Annotated in this window: 19 protein-coding genes and 1 tRNA gene; 10 read left to right on the top strand and 10 right to left on the bottom strand. The window is 45.2% G+C overall.

All coding sequences use genetic code 11. The annotated features are described in order from the left end of the window. Positions 1–114 precede the first annotated feature (114 nt). From porX to BUR42_RS18415, 5 genes are read left to right on the top strand one after another with little or no spacing between them, the layout of a single operon-like run. The gene (gene porX, locus BUR42_RS18435; protein WP_074243083.1) at positions 115–1668 is read left to right on the top strand and encodes a T9SS response regulator signal transducer PorX; all 1554 of its coding nucleotides are present in this window, start codon (positions 115–117) and stop codon (positions 1666–1668) included. A 21-nt stretch (positions 1669–1689) separates the two neighbouring features. Continuing rightward, a complete protein-coding gene (locus tag BUR42_RS18430) occupies positions 1690–2040 on the top strand; it encodes a hypothetical protein (protein WP_074240901.1) in 351 nt (116 codons plus the stop codon). 11 nt (positions 2041–2051) lie between these two features. Next, on the top strand, positions 2052–2813 hold the full coding sequence (locus tag BUR42_RS18425; RefSeq protein WP_074240900.1) for an MBL fold metallo-hydrolase: 762 nt from the start codon (positions 2052–2054) through the stop codon (positions 2811–2813). A 47-nt stretch (positions 2814–2860) separates the two neighbouring features. Then, positions 2861–3520 (top strand): ComEA family DNA-binding protein, encoded by a 660-nt coding sequence (locus BUR42_RS18420; protein WP_074240899.1) that lies wholly within the window; start codon positions 2861–2863, stop codon positions 3518–3520. A 15-nt stretch (positions 3521–3535) separates the two neighbouring features. Next, positions 3536–4681, top strand: coding sequence for an acyl-CoA dehydrogenase family protein (locus BUR42_RS18415; RefSeq protein WP_074240898.1), 1146 nt, complete (start codon positions 3536–3538; stop codon positions 4679–4681). A 33-nt stretch (positions 4682–4714) separates the two neighbouring features. Here the strand turns inward: BUR42_RS18415 and BUR42_RS18410 are convergent, their stop codons facing one another. From BUR42_RS18410 to BUR42_RS18395, 4 genes are read right to left on the bottom strand one after another with little or no spacing between them, the layout of a single operon-like run. After that, the gene (locus BUR42_RS18410) at positions 4715–5785 is read right to left on the bottom strand and encodes a DUF4998 domain-containing protein (protein WP_074240897.1); all 1071 of its coding nucleotides are present in this window, start codon (positions 5783–5785) and stop codon (positions 4715–4717) included. A gap of 33 nt (positions 5786–5818) precedes the next feature. Next, positions 5819–7033, bottom strand: coding sequence for a DUF5000 domain-containing lipoprotein (locus tag BUR42_RS18405; protein WP_074243082.1), 1215 nt, complete (start codon positions 7031–7033; stop codon positions 5819–5821). A 55-nt stretch (positions 7034–7088) separates the two neighbouring features. Then, positions 7089–9011 carry a RagB/SusD family nutrient uptake outer membrane protein gene (locus BUR42_RS18400; RefSeq protein WP_074240896.1) on the bottom strand — a complete coding sequence of 641 codons (1923 nt, stop codon included), beginning with the start codon at positions 9009–9011 and terminating at the stop codon, positions 7089–7091. 20 nt (positions 9012–9031) lie between these two features. Continuing rightward, positions 9032–12199, bottom strand: coding sequence for a SusC/RagA family TonB-linked outer membrane protein (locus BUR42_RS18395; RefSeq protein WP_074240895.1), 3168 nt, complete (start codon positions 12197–12199; stop codon positions 9032–9034). A 699-nt stretch (positions 12200–12898) separates the two neighbouring features. Here BUR42_RS18395 and BUR42_RS18390 point away from each other — a divergent pair. Beyond that, the gene (locus BUR42_RS18390; protein WP_074240894.1) at positions 12899–14527 is read left to right on the top strand and encodes an NADP-dependent glyceraldehyde-3-phosphate dehydrogenase; all 1629 of its coding nucleotides are present in this window, start codon (positions 12899–12901) and stop codon (positions 14525–14527) included. A 198-nt stretch (positions 14528–14725) separates the two neighbouring features. On the opposite strand, the gene BUR42_RS18385 is transcribed toward BUR42_RS18390, so the two are convergent. Continuing rightward, entirely contained in the window at positions 14726–15289 is a 564-nt protein-coding gene (locus BUR42_RS18385) for a helix-turn-helix transcriptional regulator (RefSeq protein WP_084185693.1), read from the bottom strand. Positions 15290–15470: 181 nt separating this feature from the next. Here BUR42_RS18385 and BUR42_RS18380 point away from each other — a divergent pair, with 181 nt between their 5' ends. Together BUR42_RS18380 and BUR42_RS18375 are read left to right on the top strand one after the other, a co-directional pair. Then, positions 15471–16262: a c-type cytochrome gene (locus tag BUR42_RS18380; protein ID WP_074243081.1), complete on the top strand. Its 792-nt coding sequence runs from the start codon at positions 15471–15473 to the stop codon at positions 16260–16262. A 1-nt stretch (position 16263) separates the two neighbouring features. Beyond that, positions 16264–16812, top strand: a complete 549-nt coding sequence (locus tag BUR42_RS18375) for a cupin domain-containing protein (protein WP_074240892.1) — start codon at positions 16264–16266, stop codon at positions 16810–16812. 120 nt (positions 16813–16932) lie between these two features. Here the strand turns inward: BUR42_RS18375 and BUR42_RS18370 are convergent, their stop codons facing one another. The 5 genes from BUR42_RS18370 to BUR42_RS18345 form a co-directional block, all read right to left on the bottom strand. Then, positions 16933–17127 (bottom strand): hypothetical protein, encoded by a 195-nt coding sequence (locus tag BUR42_RS18370; protein ID WP_143197512.1) that lies wholly within the window; start codon positions 17125–17127, stop codon positions 16933–16935. A gap of 100 nt (positions 17128–17227) precedes the next feature. After that, positions 17228–18469, bottom strand: coding sequence for an ATP-dependent Clp protease ATP-binding subunit ClpX (clpX, locus tag BUR42_RS18365; protein ID WP_074240890.1), 1242 nt, complete (start codon positions 18467–18469; stop codon positions 17228–17230). A 338-nt stretch (positions 18470–18807) separates the two neighbouring features. Then, the gene (gene clpP, locus BUR42_RS18355) at positions 18808–19515 is read right to left on the bottom strand and encodes an ATP-dependent Clp endopeptidase proteolytic subunit ClpP (RefSeq protein ID WP_074240888.1); all 708 of its coding nucleotides are present in this window, start codon (positions 19513–19515) and stop codon (positions 18808–18810) included. Continuing rightward, positions 19505–20875 (bottom strand): trigger factor, encoded by a 1371-nt coding sequence (locus BUR42_RS18350; RefSeq protein WP_074240887.1) that lies wholly within the window; start codon positions 20873–20875, stop codon positions 19505–19507. The genes clpP and BUR42_RS18350 overlap by 11 nt, the downstream gene beginning before the upstream one ends. A 183-nt stretch (positions 20876–21058) precedes the next feature. Then, positions 21059–21140, bottom strand: a tRNA-Leu gene (locus BUR42_RS18345). A gap of 132 nt (positions 21141–21272) precedes the next feature. Between BUR42_RS18345 and BUR42_RS18340 the strand changes: the two genes are divergently transcribed. Both BUR42_RS18340 and BUR42_RS18335 read left to right on the top strand, forming a co-directional pair. Further along, positions 21273–23507: a RelA/SpoT family protein gene (locus tag BUR42_RS18340; RefSeq protein ID WP_074240886.1), complete on the top strand. Its 2235-nt coding sequence runs from the start codon at positions 21273–21275 to the stop codon at positions 23505–23507. A 74-nt stretch (positions 23508–23581) separates the two neighbouring features. Next, positions 23582–24844, top strand: a complete 1263-nt coding sequence (locus BUR42_RS18335) for an adenylosuccinate synthase (protein ID WP_074240885.1) — start codon at positions 23582–23584, stop codon at positions 24842–24844. The last annotated feature ends 78 nt before the right edge of the window (positions 24845–24922 follow it).

The raw sequence follows: 24922 nt of genomic DNA, 5'->3' as shown, positions 1-24922 counted from the left end.
CCATCAAACCAGCTACCTTTCCCTATTTTTTAACAAATTGTTGGAGATTGCCATATTTTGGAGGAATGATTTTTGACAGATAGTGGTAATTTTAAGCAGTACCAAAAAAGCTACATGAACCAAATCAACATACTCTGGGTAGATGATGAAATAGAATCTTTGAAATCGCAGATCATTTTCCTCGAAAACAAAGGCTATAAAGTTTCCGCCCTCACAAACGGCTATGATGCCCTGGAGTTCCTCAAAGAAAATATCGTAGATGTAGTGCTGCTCGACGAATCCATGCCCGGGATCACCGGCCTGGAAACTTTGGGTAAGATCAAGGAGATCAACCAGCAGATCCCCATCGTGATGATCACGAAGAATGAGGCGGAGAACGTGATGGACGATGCCATTGGCTCCCAGATCACGGATTACCTGATCAAACCCGTGAACCCGAACCAGGTATTGCTTTCCCTTAAAAAGATCATAGACAATAAAAGGCTGGTGGCTGAAAAGACCACCACGGCCTATCAGCAGCAGTTTCGCACTTTGTTCATGGCCCTGAACGATAACCCGGACCATGCCGAATGGGCCGAGATCTATAAAAAGCTGGTGTACTGGGAAATGGAAATGAGCAAAAGCGACAGCCCGGAAATGATGGAAATACTGCATTCCCAGAAAGCTGAAGCCAACGCGGAATTTGCCAAGTTCATTGCCCGCAACTACAGCAGCTGGATGCAGCCAAAAGCAAAAGATGCTCCTGTTATGAGCCATACTTTGTTTGCACAGAAAGTGGTGCCCAACCTGGACCCCAATGTGCCTAACTTCTTCATTCTGATAGACAATCTGCGGTACGACCAGTGGAAAGTGATCCAGCCTATTTTCGCAGAATCCTTCCGCCTGATAGACGAAGAAACTATTTACAGTATTCTCCCCACTTCCACGCAATATAGCCGCAATGCCATATTTGCAGGGATGTTACCCATAGATATCGAAGCCAAATTTCCCCAGGAATGGCGGAATGATGATGAGGAGGGAGGAAAGAACCTGCATGAAGAATATTTTCTGAAAGAGCAGCTGGCACGCCTGAAAATGGACCCGCGGTTCTCTTATACCAAAGTGACCAACCATGCGGACGGGCAGCATATGGTGAATAACATCCATAATCTGCTGGATTTTCCGCTGAATGTGATCGTTTATAATTTTGTGGACATGCTCAGCCATGCCCGTACGGAGATGGAAGTACTCAAAGAACTGGCAGCAGATGAAATTGCCTACCGTTCCATTACAGCCAGCTGGTTTGAACATTCCCCGCTGTACCAGGCTTTAAAACGGATAGCGGATAAAAAGGTGAACCTTATCATTGCCACAGACCACGGCAGCGTAAGGGTGAAAAACCCGGTAAAAGTGATCGGGGATAAGCAGACCACCACCAATCTGCGCTATAAACACGGCCGCAACTTAAACTACGATCCAAAAGAGGTGCTGGCCTTCCGTGATCCTAAGGAAGCGGGCCTGCCGAGGCCAAATGTCAATTCTTCTTATATCTTTGCGCGCGAAGACGGGTATCTTTGCTATCCCAACAATTATAATTATTTCGTGAACTATTACCGCAATACATTCCAGCACGGCGGCATTTCCCTGGAAGAAATGATCGTTCCGGTGGCCCGGATGGTGAGTAAATAGCGGATAAAAAAAGGAGAAATCATGAACCTGAAAAGTACCCCCAACAATCTGGCGAAGCTGGAAAAGATATTTGAAGAGGCGAAGTATATACTGCGGTACGAGAAAGGCACCTTCAATTCCGGTTACTGTATACTGGAACACAAGAAAGTGGTAGTGGTCAATAAATTCCTGAACATGGAAGGTAAGATCAATACATTGATGGACATCCTGCCTTCTATTACCCTGGAAGAAGGTTTCCTGACGCCGGAGTCACAAAAGCTGTACCGGCAGATCAAAGATAACCGCGATGCAGAAGATGCGGCAGAAAGCAACGGAACAGAAGAAACCTCCGCCGCTCCTGCAGAAGAAAATCCAACAGAAACACCAGAATAATTGCCTGCGTTTTGAAAGTTACATTCCTCGGAACGGGCACTTCACAAGGCGTACCGGTTATTGCCTGCCCCTGTAAAATATGTGCATCTCATGATCCGCGCGACAAACGGTTGCGCAGCAGCATCCTGATTGCCTCAGACGCAGGGAATATTGTAGTGGATACCACACCCGATTTCCGTTACCAGATGTTACGCGCACAGGTAAAACACCTGGAAGCCGTATTGATCACACATTCTCATAAAGACCATATTGCCGGGATGGACGACATCCGGGCATTCAATTATTTTCAGCAACAACCCATTGATATCTATGCATCGGACTTTTCACAGAATGTGATCATTCGTGAATTTTCTTATGCTTTCGCCGATTTTAAATACCCCGGCATACCGGAAATGAACCTTCGCACCATTATGGACGATCCTTTTGTGATCAATGGCCTGCAGTTCATTCCCATCAATGTGATGCACCATAAAATGCCGGTACTGGGCTTCCGCTTCGGTGATTTTACTTACATCACGGATGCTAATTACATAGCGCCGGAAGAAAAAGAAAAGATCAAAGGCTCAAAGGTATTAGTGCTGAATGCGCTCCGCCGGGAGCAGCATATCTCCCATTTCACCCTGGACGAAGCTATTGCGCTGGGAAAAGAATTACAGATACCCCAGGTGTATTTCACGCACATCAGCCACCAGCTTGGCCTGCATGCAGAAGTAAACCCCACGCTGCCGGAGGGGATGGCACTGGCATATGATGGGCTGGAAGTGGATTTGTAAGGATGGAATAAAAATACGACCTTCCCTTACGTAATAATCCATTGTTTGTGTTAAAAGAATTTTTCACTTTTTCCCGCCGTGAGCGTACAGGAATTGCCTGTTTGTTAAGCCTGATAGTACTGCTCTGGTGTGTACCAATTGCCTGGTCTTATTTCCGTTCGGATATTGCTTTTACAGATACAACAGGGTTTCATGCTGCTGCAAGGCAATTGCATGAGATGATGAAGGATACGGTTGCTGAAAGGCCGCAGTTCCGGCATAGGACTTTTTCTAAAAGGGATAGCTTCCCCCGGTTTGTTCGCAAGACATTGGTAGTGGATATTAATACTGCGGACTCCTTACTATGGGAACAGTTACCCGGCATCGGACCCGTACTGGCCAGGAGGATCATATACTTCCGGGAGCGGCTGGGGGGCTTTCATTCCATTGCCCAGGTGGGAGAAACCTATGGTTTGGCGGATTCTGTATTTAATAAAATTCAACCGTTGTTACGGCTGGGTGATGTTTCACTAAGAAAGATCGATCTCAATGAGACAGATGAAAAATCTTTGGCCGATCATCCATACATCAACACGAAACTGGCCCGTGTGATCATAAGATATCGCAATAGCCACGGGCCTTTCAGCCAGGTGGAGGGCCTTAAAGGTATCGCTTTGGTGGATGACTCTATTTATCGTAAACTTGAAAAATACTTAGTGGTCAATTAAAACAAAATTCTGGTTATGAACTTTCAGCCAACGGAAATGCAACAACAGATTGCGCAAGTGATCCGCGATTTCGGTAAAACACATATGCAACCTCACCATATCCTGGAATGGGATGAAACACAATCCTTTCCGGTAGAACTATTCAAAAAACTGGGTGAACTGGGCCTGATGGGCGTATTGGTACCAGAACAATACGGCGGTTCCGGGCTGGGTTATCTTGAATACGTTACAGTAGTAAGTGAGGTGTCACGCATCTGTGGCGCTATCGGATTAAGTGTGGCCGCACATAATTCACTGTGCACGGGGCACATTCTCCAATTTGCAAATGAAGAACAAAAACAGAAATATCTTCCCAAACTGGCTACAGCAGAATGGATCGGCGCATGGGGCCTGACGGAACCCAATACCGGCTCTGATGCCATGAACATGAAATGTGTGGCACGTAAAGAAGGAAATGAATGGGTGATCAATGGTACCAAATGCTGGATCACACACGGAAAAAGCGGGGATGTGGCTGTGGTGATAGCCCGTACGGGAGAAGTAAGGGATAGCCGTGGTATGAGTGCTTTTATCGTAGAAAGAGGCACACCTGGTTTTAGCGGTGGTAAGAAGGAAAATAAATTGGGCATGCGCGCTTCTGAAACCGCAGAGATGATCTTCGACAATTGCCGTATTCCTGCAGAGAACCTGTTGGGCAAAGAAGGAGAAGGCTTTATTCAATCCATGAAAGTACTGGATGGCGGGCGTATTTCCATCGCTGCTTTATCCCTGGGTATTGCCAAGGGTGCTTATGATGCCGCATTAAAATATTCACAGGAACGTTATCAGTTTGATCAGCCGATTGCCAACTTCCAGGGCATCTCTTTTAAGCTGGCAGATATGCACACAAATATTGCCGCTGCGGAATTACTTACCCTGCAGGCAGCGGATATGAAGAATAAACATCTGCCTATGACCAAACAGGCTGCCATGGCAAAGTACTATGCTTCTGAAGTGGCGGTAAGCACAGCAAATGATGCGGTGCAGATCTTTGGGGGCTATGGTTATACAAAGGATTTTCCGGTAGAGAAATATTATCGGGATGCGAAGTTGTGTACGATAGGGGAAGGTACTTCGGAGATACAAAAGATAGTAATAGCGCGGGAAGCGCTGAAGCAATAAGAAAAGGCCAGGTTAGAACCTGGCCTTTTTTGTCTATTGTTTGTTGTAAACTTCAAATTCCGTCACATTGAGGTTACCATCTGTTTTGATGGTGAATTCCAGCCTCACGTAACGCCGTGTTACAGTATTAAAGTTGGCGTCTTCTGTAAGAGCGGGTGCTGATGTTTTCTCATACAGCGTTTCCCAGATGGCCTCATCATTTGAGGCAAGCACCTTATAGCTCTGTATTAAAGTATTCCCTACCGTCCAGTAATGTTTTACCTGGTTGAAAGCTTTAGGGGCTTTCAGATCTACAGTTACCCATACCTTTTTATCATCCGTCCGGTCTGCTGCCAATGGCTGCCAGAAAGTAGTGAGATTGCCATCCACCAATGTTGTGGCAGTGGATGAACTTTGTTTCACCGGTTTGGCAATTGCCATATTCAATGGCCTGGAAGTATAGGCTGTATAGAAAGTATCCAGGCTAAGCGGAGATGGTTTGTAAAGAGAACGGAAAGTTACGGAAGAACCTTCCCGTACATCTTCCAGCAATATTGAAGTTTCGTTAGCGGCAATGTAGGTACGTTTCGCAACGCCTGCAATGTCCACATAATTGATCTCAGTGCTGAAGGACGCCGTATCTCCGGCAAGCCAGTTCAATGTTACATCATCTCCGGCAATGGCAACAGAGCCAATGGGGCGGGAGAGGATAACGGACTCATATACGGTATTATATACCGTACCCTGTACATCTACGCGGATAGACCTGTTTTTGTCCGCATCCATTGTGTAGATGTTGAATGTGTAGGTATTCTCCTGCATATTGGTGAGCATTACGCTTACGGTATCCTTTGGATTTTTTTGCGGAACAGGAAAAACAAGGGAATCCGCTTTATTGTTCCAGTAAACTACTGCCTGAGTGGTTTTAGGATCGGTGCCGCGTAACCATGTTAGTTTAATCCTACTCCTGCCAGGGTACACATTTATGGAGTCAGCCCTTCCAACATAGGTAATACCATTGGGTACTACATAGTCTTTGTAGGTAGCATCCATTTTACTGCAGGATATGAACAGTACGGCCAGCAATGCTGGTAGCAGCAGGCGGCATACAGGATATTTTTGCATTGGACTTGAATTAATAAGTTAAAAAAAACGTCTTTACTTTTTAGCACCCCAGAATACCAGTTCTGAAATATAGATATACTGGAACAGCCCCCATGTTTCAAGTGTTTTGAAACGGATATACCTTACGGATGGTGTACCCGGAGGGAATTCAAAGTCTTCTCCGTTGGTTACGGCAAATGCTTCGTCTTCGCTGGTATTAGTGCCTAGCGGAGAACCGGAAGGTTTTACGGATTGGAAAGTGGCTAATAATGTCCAGCTGGCATCAAAGTCGCCATTTGTGTTCGGGCTGTTGCTACCCCATATTTCGAATCTCTTTGGATCTCCTCCGCGGTAGAAGCCGCTGGTTCCTCCACGATGATAGAGTTTAAACCGGCTCAGGTTACTTTCTGCACCAATGTCAAAAGTAAACCATTGCGGCATTTTAGGTTCATTGGGTCTTGTGTGGAAGCAATCATTGGTATTGGCAGTTCCCCAGATATTGTTGAATAAAAAGCTGATGTTACGTGGGCTCAGGTTGGAGAAAACGTGGCCAATATTTACGTCTGTAGGCAGTGATACTTCCTTGAAACCAAGCCTGTCCAGTTTTGTCTCAAAAATAGGTTTGAGCGTAAGGGTAAGCGTATCTGACTTATTATTCCAACGGTCCCGTACATACGTGGCAAACTTAATGGGAATGGTATCAAACCCGCGTGCAGAGAAAGCTCCTTTGGGGGATGCCGTGTAATAGGTAGTTACATCCGTCCAATCTCCTCTTCCTGTGGTATCTCTCATCAGCACAATGGCCAGTGAGGCTTCGTTAGGATTTTGAAATGTAACGGAAGCACCGCCAAATGTTTCTTTTAACGTGAGCGTAGCAAATACAGAATGCACCGGAGGTTCCAAGGGTGTAACTGTAGCACTTACGGGAGCGGATTCCTTTTTATTCCGGCCAACGGAATATATTTTCACATCATGTGGTTTTACGTCTCCAAAACCTTCCAATATCAGCGTGTCTTTGAAAAGGGAAGTTTTACTTTCTCTTAATACACCTGGCTGGATATCATACACTGCTTTTACATAAAGCAGGTTTTTATCCGAAGGAATCTTGTAATGCAGCTTGGCTCCGCCGGCTGTCTGAATAACAGTAACATCTGTCACCGGGGCAGGAGCAGGAGCACTGTCGTCCAGGTATATAAGCTGGCCTTTTTCCTTACAGGAGGACCAGAGGAAAAGTCCCAGTAATAGTATAAGAATGTGACGCCTGTTCATATTGAATATTTTTATGTAAAGCATAGAATGATCAATTGATTGTAATGACAATATATTACCAACCCGGAGACTGCAACAGGTTCCTGTTCACGGTAAGGTTATTTTCTCTGATAGGCCAGAAATAATCCTTCAGGCTGAAAGTCTGTGTATAGATGGGGCGTACACGGTAATATGCTTCCGGTGTTGCCTGATCCAGGTCCCATCCTGTAACAGGTGCATTGATTACACTCAATGCTTCTTTCCAGCGGCGGAGATCATAAAAGCGATGACCTTCAAAAGCCAGTTCTATCAGGCGTTCCTGGTGAATGATCTTGCGGAAGCCGTCTTTCGTTTGATAAGCTGCAGGATTTTTTGCGTAGGTGGTCCATGCAGTTTCTACAGAAGGGATGGCTGCTCTTGTTCTTACAAGATTGATCCAGCGCAGCGCTTCAGGCGTAGGCCCGTCCTTTTCATTCAATGCCTCAGCATACAGCAGATAAAGATCTGCCAGCCTCATTTCAGGCCATGGATAATCCCTGATGGTAAGGGTAGAGTTAGCACCAACAATATTCTGGAAGTGTACCAGTTTCTTTACCCAGTAACCGGTGGTAGAATAAGAAAAGTTTACCTGCTGGGAGGATGCCTGTCCCTTTTTGGCTTTAAGCGTAATGCTTTTTGTATCGTCTGTTTGACCATAACCATACCATTTACCGCCATCAAAAGCGATGTTGGCGTAAAAGCGGTCTTCCCTGTCAAAGTGTAATGCTGCAGTAGTATAGCCTTCTTCTATATTGAACCGCTCTGTGTTAACGGCAGTACGCAATCCGTAACGGCCAGTGTAATCCCATGTTCTGTCCTCATTGATGGGCACGCCATTTTTGGTATAGAACAATTCTGCTATTTTCAGGGGCGGAGCCATTTGTCCGCGTGGAGCAGTATTGCCAGCCTGTGCAGGGTCAATTCCGCGTGGAATATTGAGGATCTGCAGTGGGTTGCTCATACTGTTTGTGTTGGCCCAGATGATCTCGGAATTCCATTTTTCTGTTACGGCATTGCGAACGCTCATTTGCGTGATTGTTTCAGGAGCAAGCGGGGTTTGCAAGGCGCCAGGTATAAAAGTGTAGAGTTTTAAACCTACCTCCTGGCAAAGCTCAACAGCCTCTTTGCAGGCCTCTGCCGCTTTAACCCATTTGGTATCATCTTTCGTTGTGTTGAACAATTTGATGCCCCGGTTATCTACATAGGAAGAGTAATCCGCGTTGCCATTGAACAGAGGGCTGGCAGCTGTTACCAGTATTTTAGCCTTTATGGCAAGGCAGATAGGTTTGGTGATACGGCCCAACTCATCTGTTTCGTTAATAATTGTTACAGGCAGATCATCCTTTGCCTCATCCATCAGTTTAACGATGTATTCAAAGCAGGAATCCACCGGATCACGGTAAACCCTTACTGCTTCATTGCTTGCTTCAAGCGGCAGATTTTCCTTGATCAATGGAATAGGACCATAATGGCGTAACAGGTAGAAATGATAGTACGCTTTCAGGAACTTCACCTCTGCTATCCAACGCCTTCTGTCATCATTATTGATATCAGGTACTTTATTGATATTTTCCAGGAAAATATTGCAGTCCCGCAGGCCGATGAAAAGTTTTTTTCCTTGTTGGGTACCGTCCCAGTAATTGGCATAAGGGTCTACCACGTTCTGGAAACCGCGTGCTATATGATAAGGCGGAGGTTGCAGGGCGCTTGCTACAAACGGATAGATGAGAGAAAGTTCATCACCGCTGGTAAGCCCCGGATTGGCAGAAGGGTTGCCATCTGCCGGTAAATAGGAGTAACAGGTGAAAAGATATTTTTCTGCTTCTTTGCGCATGGTGAACGCATTCTCAATGGTGGCTACATAATCAGGCACCACATCCAGGTATTTCTTGCAGGAGTTCAGCAATGGCAATACTAGTATTGCCCCCACTATGATCCTCCATGTATATTTGATTTTCATTTCTTGCTGATTTTAATGGCTTAATTGAATGTGATATTCAGACCAACGTTAACTACCCGCTGCAACGGATAACCAAGCCCCTTTCCACCTTGTTCCACATCCCATAGTTTGAAGCTGGAGAGTACAAACAGATTGGTGGCATTCAGATAGAAGCGCAGGGTACTGGTATGGAGCCTTCTCTGGAAGCTTTTAGGCACATTGTATCCAAGCTCTGCTTGTTTGAGCCGCAGAAAACTTCCATCACGCATAAACCAGGTACTTCTTTGGGTATTATTATCCATCTGTGTAGTACTCAGCCTGGGCCATAACGCGTAAACATTACGATTGTCCTCAGACCAGTGATCATCTGCATATGCTTTCAGCAATTGTGATTCATTCACAAAAGGTGCAGTTGCTGCCGGATCTATCCAGAAAGATTCCCGGGCAGTGCCCTGGAAGAATACAGAAAAGTCAAAGGCTTTATATCCCATAGAAAAACCAATGCCGTAAGTGATCTCCGGAGTTGTAGGATAGCCGATAGGTACCCTGTCTGCCGTAGTGATCTCTCCATCCCTGTTCACATCTGTGTATTTGATATCACCACCGCCGTAAGGGCCAAAGTTTTGCCTGGGAGAGTTCCTTGCTTCTTCATCATCTACAAAAAGTCTTTCAGCAATGTATCCCCATTGTTGGGCAACGGGATAATCAACACGGGAACGGTATTTTTCATTGGCCAGATAACTGGGTTCTTCATATACTTTAAAGCGGCCGGTAGCATAAGTAAAATTACCCATTACTTCCAGCCAGGTGTCGCTGGAAAAGTTAGCGGAGTAATTCAGAGAAAGGTCCACACCACGGCTGTATGCTTCACCCACATTGGCCCTGGATGTATCTGAAAGCCCCATGGTTGAAGGGTTGTTAGCGCGGTCCATCAGGATGTCCTTACGCTGTGTAGTGTAATATTCTCCTGTAAAGGTGAATTTGTTGAAAAGACCTAGTTCCAGGGCAATATTACTTTGATAGGATTTTTCCCAGGTAATGTCTAAGTTGGAATACCGGCTGATGGAATAACCAGGGCGGTTATAGCCGTTATCTCTTCCAAAGGTGGCTCCTTTAGCAGGGTCAGCAGGATTGGTACTGGATAAATAGAAGAAACGGTCTTCCTGGTTACCGATCGCATCGTTACCCACCATACCGTAAGTACCTCTCAATTTTAAATTAGTAACAGACTGGCTGAAGGGTTTGAAGAAATCTTCATTGGAAATAGTCCAGGCCACCCCTGCTGATGGGAAAAAGCCAAAACGTTGTTTTTCATAAAAACGTTCTGAGCCATTATAGCCAAAGTTAAATTCTGCAAAATACTTGGATGCGTAATTATAAGTTAACCTGCCTGATACGCCGGAGTTCCGGTAAGGTAAAGATAATTGCAGCGCATTGTTTGTGCTTGTGATTGATGGCGGAGGAGTAATAGTACTTCTCAGGATGCCAATGAGCATACCATTGATGCTATGGTTGCCAATAGCCTTGCCATAAGTCAGGGCGGATTCCCAATAAAAAACGGAATTCAAACGCTGACCGCTTCCACTGCCACCGGTATAAACCTGCAGGTATTCTGTTCCCTGATCAGGGTTTAGCGGAACAATAGTAAAAGTGTTGCTTTGTTTGTCATAACCGGTTGAAGTATAAAAGAACGGATTATAGGCACGGCTAACAGCAAAGTTAGAAGTACGGTTTACGTTCAGCATGGTACGGAAGTTCAAACCAGGTAACAGAAAGTCAAAATTTTGCTTAAGCTCTGTTTGTGCGGACATAAAAGAGCGGGACTCATCTTTATAACCCATTACCATCAGGGCATATGGGTTAATGTAACTTCCCAAAGCGCCTGCATTTCCGAACATAATATGTTTCACATACCAGTGGTCTGCATCTTTTTCAAAGTAAGCGGGGAACATTACCGGATTAGAGTGCATGGCCAGGTTGTACATCAATTCTCCACCTGAAGTGGCGCCACTGCCCAGAGGGCCTTTGTAGTCATCATAGTTACCAGCTGCACGCACTGTTAACGTGGTGCTTTTGGTAAGATCAACATCAACGTTGGCGCGGAAAGTATACCTGCCTATATTAACGTTGTTATTAAAGTTATTCCGCTTATCGACTTTCAGCATTCCGTTATCCCGTGTATAGGAACCGGAAATGAAATAACGGGCCACATTACCACCGCCACTTACGTTCAGGTTGGCACGCTGGCTGGTAGCATATTTCCTGAACAACATTTCATCCCAGTCATTAGCCGGGTATACATAAGGGTTCCCACCTTTGGCGGTACCTTCTATTTTATCTTCGGTATAAGGGAGTGGCTCAAGCCTGTTACGTGTAAGCGTTGCTTCATTGGCAAGCTTCATATAGGTAATAGGATCTGCCAGTTCTATTCTTTTGGTAGGGGCAGTGAAGGAGTTCTCTACCCTGAAGTTCACTTTGGCGGGTCCCTGCTTACCTCTTTTTGTAGTAACGAGGATCACACCGTTAGCGCCCCTTGCACCATACAATGCGGTGGATGTAGCATCCTTCATAATGGAGAAGCTTTCAATATCATCAGGGCGAAGACGCGCCAGGTCATCTGTTGTAAGCTCTACGCCATCTATCAGGATCAGTGGGTCCTGCTTGTACCCAAAAGTGGTAACACCACGCACAAAGAAGTTCGCATTGTCCTGCCCGGGCTCACCGCTACGCTGAAATGCGATCAACCCTGCAGCACGTCCTGCAAGAGCTGTGGTAAGGTTGCTGGAGGGAACTTTGAGGTCTTCCACATTGATGGAGGTTACTGACCCTACCACTTCTTTTTTCTTTTGTGTGCCATAAGCTACTACCACTGTTTCATTAAGGTTGTTAGTAGATGGTTTCATGACGATGTTGATGGTACTGCGGCCATTGGCAGGGATTTCCTGTTCCTGGAAACCTATCATACGCACGATGATCACAGCATTATCCGGCACCACAAGGATGTACCGGCCGTTAATGTCTGTGGTGGTACCAACAGAAGTTTTGTTCTTTACCATCAGGGTAACACCGGGGAGTGGTGTACCGCTACTGTCAGTTACAAGACCTTTGATCTCATGATCAGCAAGCGGCCTGGGAGCTTCCGCGGCTGCATATTGCACCCGCAGGAGCAATAGGAACAGGGAACTCAGGAGGAGTAGATTTTTTAACATGGAATTGGAATTTTTTGGATTTGATAAAAGCGCACAACCTTCAGGGGCAGTGCTTAAAAGAGCGGATCAGATAATAAATACCGCAGGTAATACCAGCGGGGCTTCCGCGTGGGCGCCGCATCATTGTTCTCCCTTTCATAGCTGTGGTAGCGCTACTCATAGACGTTGGAATTTTTTTAGTTTCACTAAATAGACAAGATGATTTCCCATGCTGCAAACGTTTGCAGAATATAGTCCTGAAAAATCGCACAGCACCTTTTAAAATGATTACTGCGGATCGTTATCTCGCATAAGGATTGTCAATATGTCAATTCTGGTCAGTGGAATTACTCATCTGCTATGATATTCCTGGTATAGGCAGACTTTTAGAAAACTGCTTGATATTGCTTCTTAATTTTGGTTGAATAATAACTATCAATATTGCAAACGATTGCATCTAATGTAACGTGACCTTAAAAATAGGAGGGAAGTTATGAAAAATATAATACCAAATTATCATTATATGGTATTATATTAATTTCAAACGATATTATAGTAACTACAACGATGTAAATTTATCTAGCAGTTCGAGAGCCGACCTATAAATCTATAGCAAACGATTGCATTTTCCTAATAGATTGATTCTATTCGGCTTACGGCTATATTTATATGTTTATTCTATAATACTTTCTATCTTGTGCAGATATTATCTCCAACTATATGACCACTTTTGAAGAACAACTCAACAACCTTTTTCCGGCAGATTCCGCCATCCCCCAGGAATTCAGGCTGCCGGCAGAGGTCCATCAACGGGAATATCTCTCCGATGGCGTTATGAAAACATGGACAGGCGAGGTGCACACTGTACTGTCCCCCATTTGTATTAAAACCGAAAAAGGCCTGGAACGAAAGGTGATCGGCTCCTATCCATTATGCGGCGAAGAAGAAGCTAAGGCTTCTTTGGATGCAGCCATTCTCGCTTACCGGGACGGGCGCGGGGAATGGCCCACCATGTCTGTTTCCGAAAGGATTGCCTGTGTGGAGAAATTCACCGGGAAGATGATCGCTAAAAAGCAGGAAGTAGTGCAGCTGATCATGTGGGAGATCGGTAAATCCCTGGCAGATTCTATTAAGGAGTTCGACAGAACGGTAGAGTACATCAACGCTACCATTGATGCGCTGAAGGACCTGGATCGTAAATCTTCCCGTTTCCAGATAGAGCAGGGGATCATTGGCCAGGTACGTCGTTCCCCTCTTGGTGTTGTACTTTGTATGGGCCCTTTCAACTATCCGCTGAATGAAACATTCACTACCCTGATCCCTGCATTGATCATGGGAAATACCCTACTGTTCAAACCTCCCAAGCACGGCACTTTAGTACATTATCCGCTGCTGGAAGCTTTCAGGGATTGTTTCCCTAAAGGTGTGGTGAACACGATCTATGGCCGCGGTAATGTGATCATTGCGCCTTTAATGGAATCCGGCAAGATCAATGTATTAACGCTGATAGGTTCCAGTAAAGTAGCCAACCAGTTGAAAAAGATGCATCCTAAAGTAAACCGTCTTCGTGCTATCCTTGGTTTAGATGCAAAGAATGCAGCCATTATTACAGAGAAGGCAGATATTGACCTGGCAGTAAAAGAATGTGTGCTGGGCTCTTTATCTTTTAACGGCCAACGCTGTACTGCTATTAAGATGATCTATGTGCATAAGCATGTAGCGGATGCATTCCTGGAAAAACTGACAGCTGCCATCGGAAAATTGAAATTCGGGATGCCATGGGAGAAGGATGTGTTCCTGACGCCCCTGCCAGAACCTCATAAACCGGGCTATTTACAAAGTTGTGTGGCGGATGCAGTTGCACATGGCGCCAGGGTGATGAACCCTCATGGCGGGGCTGCAAATGCTTCTTTTGTGTATCCTGCAGTAGTGTATCCTGTTAACGAGAAGATGAAATTATACCGGGAGGAACAATTCGGACCAGTGATCCCTGTGATCCCCTTTGAGAATATTGAAACGCCCATCGACTATTTAATTGAATCCGATCACGGGCAACAGGTGAGTATTTTTACAAATGACGCTACAGAACTTTCTATTCTCATCGATCCTTTGATCAACCAGGTGAGCCGTGTAAACATCAATTGCCAGTGTCAGCGCGGACCTGATATCTTCCCTTTCACCGGAAGAAAAGATTCTGCAGAAGCAACACTTTCTGTTTCCGACGCTTTAAGAGCATTTTCCATTCGCTCAATGGTGGCCACAAAACAAACAGAAGAGAACAAAGCACTCATTAATGAGATCGTCAGCGGTCAATCCTCAAATTTTCTTTCTACAAAGTATATTTTTTAATAAACTGTAAAGACGCTGTCCTGTTAAGATTTAGCAGGACAGCATTTCACTTTTTATACAATTCTTCATTTTTACACATTAGTGTGATGGAAAATTGCAAACAGAAAGTTAAATTTGGGTTAATTACTTTCCTTACCAATTTATCAACCTAAAACAAACAGTAAGATCGAGAAAATTTCTACTCCATGTAAAGCCGCCTCATTCGGGGCGGTTTTCTTTTGGGGTTGCAAAGAAATTAAAGGAGAACGACTTCAGTTTTGCCGGTGGGATACCGTACATCTTCTTAAAGGCCGTCGAAAAATGATTCGGCGAACTATAGCCTAAATGATCTGCTACTTCATTCACATTCATCTTTCCTTCTGCCAGGATCTGGCGGGCTGCTTTCATTCTCATTTCCTGCACATAACCAAAAACAGTGTGTCCAAACAATTGTTTGAATCCCTTTTTCAGTTTAAACTCATTTAATCCAAACCTTCTGCAAAGCAGGCCCAGGCTTAGCGATGGTTCAAGATAGTGTTCCAGCAGGAACGATTTTACCTGTTGCAAACGCTTAACGTCTGCGGGGGAAATACTTCTCGCGGCCGGAATTGCCTTCACATGAAATTGCAGCAATGCCTGAAGTGGGTCCCACAGGTCTGCATACTGATCGTCTATTACATCAGTTAAAGGGGTTTGCTCTTTTACCAGGAATGAAACGTGGTCAGAAAAGAACGCATGGTTTGCGATGGCGTGGTGCACATCGGCTGGCATTTTTGGGGTCATAACTCTAAATCCGTTTTACGTATATGTTTATCCGTTTATCGTACTATCCACCGGGGTTGAGTGGAATAACTTCGATGCAACAAAAATAATCATAAACATGTTGCGGAAAATACTGAAATGGATAACTGGCGGGATTGGCGTATTGGTGGCGTTAATCCTTATATTTTATTTCTTAATGTATATGGTGGTAAGTAACAAGAGAGACAAAACTTACAACGTAGAAGTACGGATGTTTGATATTCCTTCCGATTCTGCCTCCATAGCGGAAGGAGCGCATATATACGCTACAAAAGGTTGTGCAGACTGCCATGGAGAGGATCTTTCCGGAAAAACTTTCCTCGAAGACGGGATGGTTGGTACCATCAGAGCGGCAAACCTCACTTTCGGAAAAGGAGGAAGGCCGGCAGATTATACTGACCGTGACTGGATCCTGGCCTTGCGTCATGGAATAAAAACAGACGGTAAACCTCTTGTAATAATGCCTTCATATGAATATTGTAAACTGGCGGACCATGATCTGGCGAACCTTATTGCTTATTGCAAATCTGTGCCTGCAGTGGATGCTGAACCGGCGCTCATTAAGCTTGGCCCGTTGGGCACTGTATTGTCGGGTTTGGATAAACTTCCGCTGATACCTGCCGAACAGATAGATCATAAGGCACAGTATCCTCAAAAGATAGAAAGATCTGTATCTGTTGAATATGGGAAATATCTTACCCTGTCCTGCACAGGTTGTCATAAACCCAATCTTAAAGGAGGAGATAATATTGTTCCCGGCGGTACACCAGTGCGCGATATCACAGCAAGTGGCAATATTGGTAAATGGACGCTTGATCAGTTTATCAAAGTATTGCGCACAGGCGCTACTCCGGATGGCCGCCAGCTGAAAAATGAAGATATGCCCTGGCAAATGACGAAGAATTATACGGACGAAGAGTTACAGGCCCTTTACCTCTATCTCAAAACACTTTAAGATGTCTCTGCCCAGAACGATCAGCAACCCGATCATTGGAGATAAGGTCACTTTCCTGGAAACTACGGAAGAAACGGGCGGATCTCATGTTACTGTAATCGTAGAACTGGCCCCGGGTGGAAAGAATGGTCTGCATTTTCATACTACCTACAAAGAGAAATTTGAAGTGATGGAAGGAGAGCTGGGGCTGCGGATCGGAAAAGGATTTCTTTTCCTTTCTAGGGGTGGCATGGCAGAAGTGCCGTTATATGAGCGTCACCTGTTCTTCAATCCCAGTGGCAAGCGCCCGGTTACTTTCAAGGTAACGATCACGCCGGCCAGGCAATTTGAAGCCTGCCTGCGTGTTGCGTATGGACTGGCAACAGATGGGAAAGTGCGTAAGGGCGGCATTCCGCTTAAGCTAACACATCTGGCCATACTGATGGAAATGGGAGAAACCTATCTGACTTTTCTGCCTTATTGGTTACAGGTCAGATTGTTTCGTTACCTTGGGAGGATTGCAAGAAGAAGAGGTGTTTTAAAAGAGCTGGAACCGTATTATAAATCGTAGAGACGCAAATGGATGCGCCCCTACTTAAATGTGATCTTACAATGTTATTTCTTTTCGTTGCTTTTATCAGAGAAGCTGCAAACTTTATTTTTTGCTTTTTTCACGATATCAAACGCTTTCTCAATCCAGGAAGTCTTCGTCAGCTTTGGGTTTAGGGGTGGAGGCTCCCAGGCCTGCGAACCAAACATCCACGTTACCGGCAATAGCTGCAGGTAATTTACTTTTCACGAAATCTTTAACGGTATCAATGGCTTGAATGGCTTGTTCTTCGGTAAGGCCTGCTCTGTCTTTGAGGTTCTGTATAAGCTCTTGCATGGGTAAAAAATTGATGGTTGTTAAAGAAAAGATACTGCCGTAACAAGGTACGAAAAACAATGTATCTCTTCTCCAACAACCATCAAAGGTTATAATAAGTTTACGCTACTTTCAGCGTCACCAGCGTGCTCTTCTCCAGCTTTTCTTCTGCGTAGGCACGTGTGAGTTCAAAAGATTTTTCATCTGTAGATGGCAGGTGGAACATGGCATCTGCCAGCAACACTTCACAGATAGAGCGAAGCCCGCGGGCACCCAGCTTATATTCCAGGGCTTTGTCTACAATATAGTCCACAGCATCATCTGCAATCTTCAGATCTATTCCTTCTACCTGGAAGAGTTTCCTGTATTGTTTCACCAGGGCATTACGCGGTTTGGTGAGAATGTCTTTCAGGGCGTCCTTATCCAGCGTGTTCAGATAAGTTACAACCGGTAAACGGCCCAACAGTTCCGGGATCAATCCAAATTGCTTCAGGTCCTGTGAGTTTACGTAGCGGAGGATGTGTTTGCGTGCATCTTCTTCCTTGTCTTTATTCACAGTGAAGCCAATGGAATGTGTCTGGATCCTGCGGCTGATGATACGGTCTACACCATCAAATGCACCTCCGCATATGAACAGGATATTCTGTGTGTTAACCTTGATGAGTTTTTGTTCCGGGTGTTTACGGCCACCTTGTGGTGGAACCAATACTTCCGTGCCTTCCAGCAGTTTCAGCAAACCTTGCTGCACACCTTCGCCGCTCACATCGCGGGTGATGGAAGGGTTATCGCTTTTACGGGCGATCTTGTCTATTTCATCGATATAAACAATTCCTCTTTCGGCTGCTTCCACATCATAGTTACAAACCTGCAGGAGGCGCGTGAGGATGCTTTCCACGTCTTCTCCCACATAACCTGCTTCCGTGAAAACGGTAGCATCTACAATGGTGAAAGGAACATTCAGCAATTTAGCGATGGATTTTGCCAGGAGGGTTTTACCGGTACCGGTTTCTCCCACCATGATCAGGTTGCTCTTTTCAATTTCCACATCATCCTCCAGCACCTGCTGATTCAATCTTTTGTAGTGGTTATAAACAGCCACTGCGAGTATCCTTTTGGCATCGTCCTGCCCGATCACATATTCATCCAGGAACTTCTTGATCTCTACCGGTTTGGACACTTTGGGAACAAACAAGGAGGCGCCGGATTTTTTGGTTTCGCCGGAAGGCGCAAATTCCTGCTCAATGATCTCCTGCGCATTAGCCACACAATTTTCGCAAATGTGTCCCTCAGCACCAGCTATCAGTATCCTTACTTCGTCTTTATTACGATTGCAGAACGAACAGCGTATTTTGGATTCTTTCATTTAATATTTTTTAATATAACATTCAGCTTCCCGTCAGGGGGATACAAAATTACACTTTTTCGCGGTTAACAGGCAGCCGGACGGCTTGAAATTAACATACCTTTTGGAAGCCCGGCAGGGTAGGGCAGGTTAATGAAGGGGGCGGTCTTTTTTAACTATAATGATATTAAATTAACAGTATACCCGGAGCAAGGAGAAGACAACCTGAACAAAAGGAGAACAAAAGGAGAAGCCTATGTGAAGAAAGGGGAAGAAAGTATCAGAACTATGGGAAGATGTATCCAAAGTTACAAAAAAAGAAACCGTCTCTAAAAGTAATTGAGACGGTTTCTTCAGGATTATTGAGGATTATTTTCCGCTGCTTTTTTCCTTGGATTCTTTTCGAGTACGTCATCAATAATGCCGTATTCTTTAGCTTCATCAGCTGTCATCCAATAGTCACGATCGGAGTCTTTTTCCACTTTTTTAATGGGTTGACCGCAGTGACCGGCAATGATCTCGTTCAGCTCTTTCTTCAGCTTTACGAATTCGCGGGCTGTGATCTCGATGTCAGAAGTTTGACCTTCTGCACCGCCATGTGGCTGGTGGATCATTACACGTGCATGTTTCAGCGCGGTACGTTTTCCTTTAGAACCGGCTACGAGCAATACTGCACCGAAAGAAGCCGCCATACCTGTACAGATGGTAGCGATATCCGGGGAGATGATCTGCATTGTATCGTAGATACCCAGGCCAGCGTATACGCTACCACCGGGGCTGTTAATGTACATTTGAATGTCGCGGTTGCGATCAGCTGATTCCAGGAATAATAACTGGGCAGTGATAACATTCGCCACATAATCATTTACGGGATCTCCTAAAAAGATGATCCGGTCAGCCATGAGACGGGAAAATACGTCCATCTGTGTAACATTCAGCTGACGCTCCTCAATGATATAAGGGGTCAGGGAATTGATCTGGTGACTTTTAGCGTAACTATCTACCACCAGGCTACTGATACCGCGGTGCTGGATGGCATATTTCCTGAATTCGTTGTTAATGTTCATGATGGTGATGTTTATGAGGTAATTTTACAAATTCGTCAGCGGTTATTTCCTCTTCTTTCACGTTCACCTTTGTTTCTGCCCAATCAAACAGCTTTTGAGTGATCATTTCGCGGTATGTTTGATCAACATATTTTTCATCCTGCAGCAGGCGGTCCAGGTAGCTATCCAGCCATTCTGCCTGTTCGCCGCCAATACCATAGTAACCCATGATCTTGGTGCGTGCATTTTCTTTCAGTTCTTCGAAAGAAACTTCCAGGGAATTATCACGGATCAGTTTATCGCTGATCAGCGTCCAGCGGAGCTGATGGTCGAAATTAGGGTATTCGTGCTCGGCTTCCTCTGCTGTTTTAGGTTTTTCACCACCTTTTTGCAGCCAGCGTTTGAGGAATTCTTTAGGAAGCTCGATGGGTGTTTCGTGCACCAAAGTTTCAAAAAGTTCGTTGTGGAGATGGTTGGTAGCTTCCTGTTTCCAGTATTTACCGATCTCTTCCTTCAGTTTGTCTTTGAATGCTTCTACTGTTGTAATGTCCTGGCCGGGATAAACTTCCTTGAAGAATTCTTCATTCAGTTCTCTTTTTTCGATCAGTCCTACTTTGGTAATAGTTAATTGGAAGTATTTCTTAGCGGCATCTTTTTCATTTGCCAGCCCAAGGTCCTTTTGAATAAACTCTATGCGCTCTTTATCGAAAGCTTTACCCAGCTGGATATTGAGGGTATCACCTGCTTTTTTGCCCTGGAGTTTATCCTGTACATCTTTGGAGAAGTATTTCACCAGCAGGGAGTTCTCTTTCTTTTCAGCGCCTTCAGCTACATTGCCTTTAGCATCGCTTTCCAGGAATTCCAGGGTGAGTACATTATCTTCAGAAGTGATTGTTTCAGGCTCGGACATTTTGCCACCTTTCAGCTGGAGGCGTTCCAGTTCCTGTGCTACTATTTCATCCGTAACCTTTACATTATAACGGGTGAGCGTGGTTTTATCAAGAAGCGGGGTAGCATCGAAAGAAGGTTTAAGGCCGATCTCGAAGTTAAAGTCGTATGCTTCAGGTTGAGCGTAGTTGAAGTTTTTGGCTTCTGCATCCAAAGACAGGGGTTGTGCGAAGATCTCCAGTTTTTCTGTTTGGAGGTAACCCATCAGTTCCTTTTCAACGGTTTTCAGTACTTCGTCCTGGAACAGGGCCTGGCCGCTCATTTTTTTGATCATGCCCGCAGGAACCTGACCTTTACGGAAACCCGGAATATTAGCTGTTTTAGAAAAGTGCTTTACGGCTTTCTCGAAATTGGGAAGGTAGTCTTCCTGGCTCACTTTCACAGTGATCTTATCATTTAATAAACCAATGTTCTCTCTGGTTACGGTTGCCATTTGTTTTTTGTTAATATATTAAAACACAGAATATAAAAGCTATTTCAGGGCTCGAAGCACTTGTCTACGAAGATTGTGCCATGCGCCTGTGGAGAGGGAGTCCCTGCCTTTTTAGCAGTTAGGATGAAGCGTTGGCAGTCAATCTTCACTTTGAGCTGTCAACGCTCCCGGGTAAAATGTTAGTGCGGGTGATAGGACTCGAACCTACATACCGTGAGGCACCAGATCCTAAGTCTGGCGTGTCTACCAATTTCACCACACCCGCGAATTCAAAAAGCCTTTATTTTAAAGGACTGCAAAGGTATCGTTTTTTGGGAATTATAAAAATATTTGGGCCTGAGGTGGCCAATTTCCCCTGTTCCAATACTGCTGCTGATTTCGTAATTTTGATATTAGCATGGAAACTGTGACCGTTCAAAAATATAATCTCGACGAAGAGCAGGAAAAAAAAGAGATCGTCCGGCATTACCGGGCCCTGTTACGAGCCCTCAAACCCCGTTTGAAGAAAGGGGACCGTGAACTTGTACGTACCGCCTTTGAAATGGCGGCGGATGCCCATAAAGATATGCGCCGTAAATCAGGCGAGCCCTACATTCTGCATCCCCTGGCTGTTGCACAGATCACTGTGGAGGAAATAGGCCTGGGAGTACGTTCTGCTATCTGTGCCTTATTGCACGATACCGTGGAAGATACAGAAGTAACGCTGGAAGACGTGGAAAGGGAATTTGGAACTGAAATAGCCCATATCGTTAACGGGCTGACCAAAATATCTACTGTTATTGACTCCAATACCAGTACCACACAGGCAGAGAACTTCAAAAAGATATTACTGACCCTGGCAGACGATCCCAGGGTGATCCTCATTAAACTGGCAGACCGGCTGCACAATATGCGCACGCTGGATAGCATGAGCCGGGAAAAACAACTGAAGATAGCCTCCGAGACCGTATTCGTATATGCGCCCCTGGCACATCGCCTGGGCCTGTATATTATTAAGAGTGAGCTGGAAGACCTGGCCATGAAGTATACGGAACAGGATAAATACCGGGAAATTGCCCGCCGGCTCAAGGAAACCAAGCGGGAGAGGACCCGTTATATCAATGAGTTCATCAAACCTATTAAAGAGGTATTACAGGAAGAAGGTTTCGATTTCGAAATATACGGACGCCCCAAGAGCATCCATTCCATCTGGAATAAGATCAAAACCAAGGGCGTTCAGTTTGAAGAGGTGTACGACCTCTTTGCCATTCGTATTATCCTGGATTCCGCCGTGGAAAAGGAAAAGGCGGATTGCTGGAAAGTGTATTCCATCATTACAGACTTCTACCACCCCAGCCCCGAACGTACCAGGGACTGGCTCAGTAACCCCAAAAGCAATGGGTATGAGGCACTGCATGTAACTGTGATGGGGCCTAATGGTAAATGGGTGGAAGTGCAGATCAGGAGCAAGCGGATGAACGATTACGCGGAGAAAGGGGTAGCTGCTCACTGGCGTTATAAGGAAGGGAACCAAACTGTTCAGGAATCTAAATTTGAGCAGTGGTTCACCCAGATCAGGGAGATCCTGAACAGCCCGGATTCCAATACGCTGGACTTCCTGGCAGACTTTAAGAGCAACCTGTTCACGGAGGAGATCTATGTTTATACCCCCAAAGGAGATCTTAAGATACTGCCGGTAGGCTCTACTGCGCTGGATTTTGCTTACTCTATCCATAGTGCGGTGGGGAACAAGTGTATCGGGGCCAAAGTGAACTACAAGCTGGTGCCCTTAAGCCACAAGCTGCGCAGCGGAGACCAGGTGGAGATCATCACTTCCAATAAACAAAAACCCTCAGATGACTGGCTTAACTTTGTTCTAACGGCCAAAGCCAAGAGCAAGATCAAGGACGCACTGAAGGAAGAGAAGCGGAAAGTGGCCATGGACGGAAAAGAGCTGTTGGAGCGTAAGCTGGACCATATGAAAGTTTCTGCCAGCCAATACAACATCAACGAACTGGTCCAATTCTATAAACAACCATCGCCGCTGGACCTTTATTACCAGATAGCGGTACGTAATATCGATCTGAAAGAGCTCAAGCAGTTCAATGTGCTGGGAGATAAGCTGGAGCCGCCTAAACCGGTGAAACTGCCGGAGGTGGTGATAGAAGAACCCCACCAGAAGCAGCCTTCCAAGAAGGATGCGGAACTCATTATATTCGGGGAAAGCTCTGATAAAATTGCCTATAAGCTGGCCAACTGCTGCAGGCCCATCCCCGGGGATGATGTATTTGGCTTTATCACTGCCAGCGAAGGATTGAAGATCCATCGCACCAATTGCCCCAACGCTGCACAGTTGCTGGCCCATTATGGCCACCGGGTAGTGAAAACGAAATGGGTGAAGAACCGGGAAATCTCTTTCCTTACAGGCTTACGCATTGTGGGGATGGACGATGTGGGGGTGATCCACAAGATCACCAATATCATTTCCGGAGAGCTCAAGATCAACATTGCGGGGCTTACCATTGAATCAAAAGAAGGTTTATTTGAAGGTTTGATCAAAGTTTTCGTGCACGATAAGGATGAACTGGAAGAATTAGTGACCCGCTTAAAGGGCCTTGATGGCATCCAGAGCATCAACCGGCTGGAAGATTAAGGATTATTTCTAGAACTATTCATTCAATCGCCTTATTTTTGCGACTCTTTTAAACCATAAATTACAATTCAACAATGGTAGATGTACTGCTGGGGCTGCAATGGGGCGATGAAGGCAAAGGTAAGATCGTAGATTACTTTGCGGGCAAATATGATGTGATAGCCCGTTTTCAGGGTGGACCCAATGCGGGCCATACCCTGTATGTCAATAATCAGAAGGTTGTGCTGCACACCATTCCTTCCGGTGTATTCCACAATAATACCCTTAACCTCATCGGAAACGGTGTGGTACTGGATCCTGTAACCTTTAAGAAGGAATGTGAGAAAGTATCCGCGCTGGGTATTGATCTGAAGAAGAACCTTTACATCTCTGAGAAAACACATATCATTGTACCTACTCACCGTGCACTGGATAAAGCTTCCGAACTGTCCAAAGGACTGGAAAAGATCGGATCCACGCTGAAAGGCATCGGACCGGCTTATATGGACAAAACGGGCCGGAACGGATTACGTGTAGGAGACGTACTACATGCAGACTTTGAGGCATCTTATACCAAATTAAAGAACAAACACCTTCAGTTACTGGCTAATTACGACTTCAGCGAAGATATTTCCGAGTGGGAAAAAGAATTCTTTGAAGCAGTGAGCTTCCTGAAGGAAATGAATATCGTAAGCGGAGAATATTGGCTCAATGCCCATCTGAAGGCAGGAAAGAAAGTGCTGGCAGAAGGCGCACAAGGAAGTATGTTAGATGTTGACTTCGGCACCTATCCTTTCGTTACTTCTTCAAATACCATTTCAGCGGGCGTTTGCACCGGTTTGGGGATTGCGCCTAAGTGGATCAGGGAAGTGATTGGTGTAACCAAAGCATACTGTACACGGGTAGGTAGTGGTCCTTTCCCAACAGAACTGGAAGATGAAACAGGAGAAACACTCCGCCAGGCTGGTCATGAGTTTGGTGCAACAACAGGGCGTCCCCGCCGTTGTGGCTGGATTGACCTGGTAGCACTGGACTATACCTGCATTTTAAGTGGTGTTACCCAATTGGTGATGACCAAAAGTGATGTACTGGATGCTTTTAAAGATGTGTACGCTTGTACCGCATATGAAATAAATGGTAAGCAGACGAAAGAAATGCCGTTTCAACTCAATGGCCTGAGTATCAAACCAGTATTGGAACATTTCGCCGGTTGGTCCACACCAACAGCTGATAGCCGCCAATACAATGCACTACCTGCGGAAATGAAAAATTTCTTATCTTTTGTGGAAAGCTATCTGGGGGTACCTGTACAATTCGTTTCAAACGGCCCGGGACGTGACCAGATACTGGAAAAATAAAGAGGAAAAAATACAAAAAAAAGAGTCAAAAAAAAATTTGGCTAATCAAAAAAACTGTTAAAACTTTACGCAAGAATC

The sequence above is a fragment of the Chitinophaga niabensis genome (assembly GCF_900129465.1).
GTDB lineage: Bacteria > Bacteroidota > Bacteroidia > Chitinophagales > Chitinophagaceae > Chitinophaga > Chitinophaga niabensis.
Note: the sequence above shows the minus strand (reverse complement) of the source record. Positions and strands in the feature narration are given on the sequence as shown.